Source organism: Bacillus sp. FG16 (assembly GCF_057809515.1).
In genome coordinates this window covers 1-3,000 of sequence record NZ_JBMDKC010000207.1, presented here as the reverse complement: position 1 = coordinate 3,000, position 3,000 = coordinate 1, and the positions used below count along the sequence as shown (strand labels likewise).

At 37.7% G+C, this 3,000-nt stretch carries 3 protein-coding genes; 1 reads left to right on the top strand and 2 read right to left on the bottom strand.

What is annotated here, in order from left to right; all coding sequences use genetic code 11:
- Window positions 1-173: 173 nt before the first annotated feature.
- Both ald and ACODS7_RS31570 read right to left on the bottom strand, forming a co-directional pair.
- Window positions 174-1,307, bottom strand: coding sequence for an alanine dehydrogenase (ald, locus tag ACODS7_RS31575; RefSeq protein WP_001219402.1), 1,134 nt, complete (start codon window positions 1,305-1,307; stop codon window positions 174-176).
- A gap of 214 nt (window positions 1,308-1,521) precedes the next feature.
- Window positions 1,522-2,313 (bottom strand): SDR family oxidoreductase, encoded by a 792-nt coding sequence (locus ACODS7_RS31570; RefSeq protein WP_043315804.1) that lies wholly within the window; start codon window positions 2,311-2,313, stop codon window positions 1,522-1,524.
- 147 nt (window positions 2,314-2,460) lie between these two features.
- Here ACODS7_RS31570 and ACODS7_RS31565 point away from each other — a divergent pair, with 147 nt between their 5' ends.
- Window positions 2,461-2,919, top strand: coding sequence for a universal stress protein (locus ACODS7_RS31565; RefSeq protein ID WP_001066672.1), 459 nt, complete (start codon window positions 2,461-2,463; stop codon window positions 2,917-2,919).
- Window positions 2,920-3,000: the final 81 nt, after the last annotated feature.

Here is a 3,000-nt window from a genome sequence, read left to right as displayed (position 1 = left end):
AATCGGGCTTTTACGGGCAGTTGATCCCCCACCTAACTTCTTTGCTTCCGCTGAATTTTTGGGTGGGGGTCTTACTGCCCGTTAATGCGGGATAAATAACAATTATTCACATGTTATTTCCCCATATAAAAAAGACCCTCCTTATGAAAAGGAAGGTCTCAAATGTATTTCTATTATGATAAAGCAGGAGCTTTTTCAAGTAGCTCTTTCGCATCAGCGTATTGTAAGCCGTGAGCTTCTGCAACTGCTTCGAATGTTACATAACCATCTAATGTGTTAATACCTTTTAGTAATGCAGTGTTGCCTAAACAAGCATCTTTATAGCCTTTGTTAGCAATTTGCACTGCATATGGTACTGTTACGTTAGTTAATGCAAGAGTTGATGTACGTGGAACCGCACCTGGCATATTAGCAACTGCATAATGAACAACGCCATGTTTTTCGTAAGTTGGGTTGTCGTGAGTTGTAATACGGTCAGTTGTTTCGAAAATACCACCTTGGTCAATCGCGATATCTACAACGACAGAACCTGGTTCCATTGATTGAATCATTTCTTCCGTTACAAGTTTTGGCGCTTTTGCACCTGGAATTAATACTGCTCCAATAACAAGGTCAGATTCTTTAACAGCTTCTGCAATGTTGTATGGATTAGACATTAATGTTTTTACTTGGTTACCGAAAATATCATCTAATTGACGAAGACGTTCTGCACTTAAGTCGATGATTGTTACATCTGCACCTAAACCTACTGCAATCTTAGCTGCATTTGTACCAGCTTGACCACCGCCGATGATTGTTACTTTGCCGCGTTTTACCCCTGGAACGCCTGCAAGTAAAATACCTTTACCGCCTTTGTTTTTCTCAAGGAATTGTGCACCGATTTGTGCAGACATACGACCAGCTACTTCACTCATAGGTGCAAGTAATGGTAAAGAACGATTGTCTAATTGTACTGTTTCGTATGCGATTGATGCAACTTTGTTATCGATTAATGCTTTCGTTAATTCTGGCTCTGGAGCTAAGTGTAAGTATGTGAATAAAATTAAACCTTCACGGAAATAGCCGTATTCACTTGCTACTGGCTCTTTTACCTTCATAACCATATCTTGATTCCATGCTTCTTCAGCAGTTTCTACAAGTTTCGCACCAGCTTGTACGTATTCTTCATCCGTAAAGCCAGATCCTAAACCTGCTCCTTTTTGAACAAAAACTTCATGACCATTTTGTACTAAATGTACTGCTCCCGCTGGCGTCATTGCCACACGGTTTTCATTGTTTTTAATTTCTGTTGGAATACCGATACGCATGATTAGTTCCCCCTTGAGTTATGAAATGACCCCTGAATCATTTTTTAAAGCGCTTTCTACGCTCTTATATTTTAACATAATATCTCAATATTTGACAAAAAAATAATACAAGTTTTCCGATAGATTTAATTTTATATTAAAGGACAGTATTATCCGCACCTATCAGCACAATGGATAAACTGTCCAATTATTCGAAACTTCATCATATTTTATTCTATCGATGTCTATGAATAACATCCACTGCACCAGTCACTTCGATAATTGTACCGGTAATCATATCGGAATCGTCCTCACATAAAAACGAAATGGTTCTTGCAATATCTTCACCTGTTCCAGATCTACCAATCGGTGTGTTATGCTCTTTCAGCTGACGTGCTTCTTGAATAGTAGCCTCTTTCATATCGCCAATAATATCACCAGGACATACCATGTTCGCAGTAATACCAAACTCCGCTTCTTCATAAGCAACTGTTTTCGTTAATGAAACAAGTCCTACTTTCGCTGCCGCAAAAGCTGAGCGATAAATCCATCCCGGTGCACTATCCGCCCCTTGAAATCCGTAATTAATAATACGGCCAAAGTTCTGTTTTCTCATGACCGGAACGACAAGTTTTAATAAATGAAATACCGCTGTTAAATTTCCCTGAATCATTTCATTCCATTCATCTTCTTCATAATCAACTAACTTTTTTCGTTCAAATACATATGGACCAGCATTATTAATTAAAAAGTCAATTTTGCCAAAACGGCTCATCGCTTCTTCTACTATTTTATGTAAATCTTCCTTTTTAGTGACATCCGCTTGCACGAATTGTAGACGCTCTTCCACATCTTTATATGTTTCTTTCATCGTTTCCATAGCCGCTATATCGCTATGATACGTTACTGTTACTGAATATCCTTTAGCCAATAATTTTTCTGTTACTTGCTTTCCTAAACCTTTCGTACCGGCTGTAATGAGCGCGTGTCTCACAAAACTGCCTCCTTTTAAATTGCTATACTTCATATGTAACAAGTTCTCGCTCCAATTACAACTAAAATGAATTGAAACAGAGTTTTCAAAATTCTGTAACGTTTCTGGCAAGCACGTTACCAAAATTTGTTTTATAATTAAGTTGTAAACAGTTATAAAACAGATTGGGAGGAATTTACTATGAATAATACATATACAAATATTTTAATCGCGGTGGATGGTTCTAAAGAAGCAGAAAAAGCTTTTAAAAAAGCAATTCAAGTCGCAAAGCGCAACAATGCAACATTAACAATTGCTCATATCGTTGATGTAAAAGCATACTCAGCAGTAGAGGCTTATAGCCGTGCAATTGCTGAACGTGCAAATCTATTTGCAGAAGACTTATTAGAAGACTACAAAAAAACTGCGCTTGAAGCTGGTCTTGAAAAAATTGAAACTGTATTAGAATTTGGTAACCCTAAATCTAAAATTTCAAAAGAAATCGCTCCAAACCATAAAGTAGATTTAATTATGTGTGGTGCGACTGGTTTAAATGCTGTTGAACGCTTCCTAATCGGTAGCGTCTCTGAACATATTATTCGCTATGCGAAATGCGATGTCCTTGTTGTTCGTGGTGATGAGGAGCAAGGTGATCTTTAATTTATAGATAAAACACCAAGTCCACATATGAAGTGAACCCTGAAAACGGGACACCTATCAAAACACCTAAACCACTTGTTC

Excerpts from the sequence above, each read along its gene's own strand:
- ald (WP_001219402.1), bottom strand. The coding sequence starts at position 1,307 with ATGCGTATCGGTATTCCAACAGAAATTAAAAACAATGAAAACCGTGTG.
- ACODS7_RS31570 (WP_043315804.1), bottom strand. The coding sequence starts at position 2,313 with ATGAAGTATAGCAATTTAAAAGGAGGCAGTTTTGTGAGACACGCGCTC.
- ACODS7_RS31565 (WP_001066672.1), top strand. The coding sequence starts at position 2,461 with ATGAATAATACATATACAAATATTTTAATCGCGGTGGATGGTTCTAAA.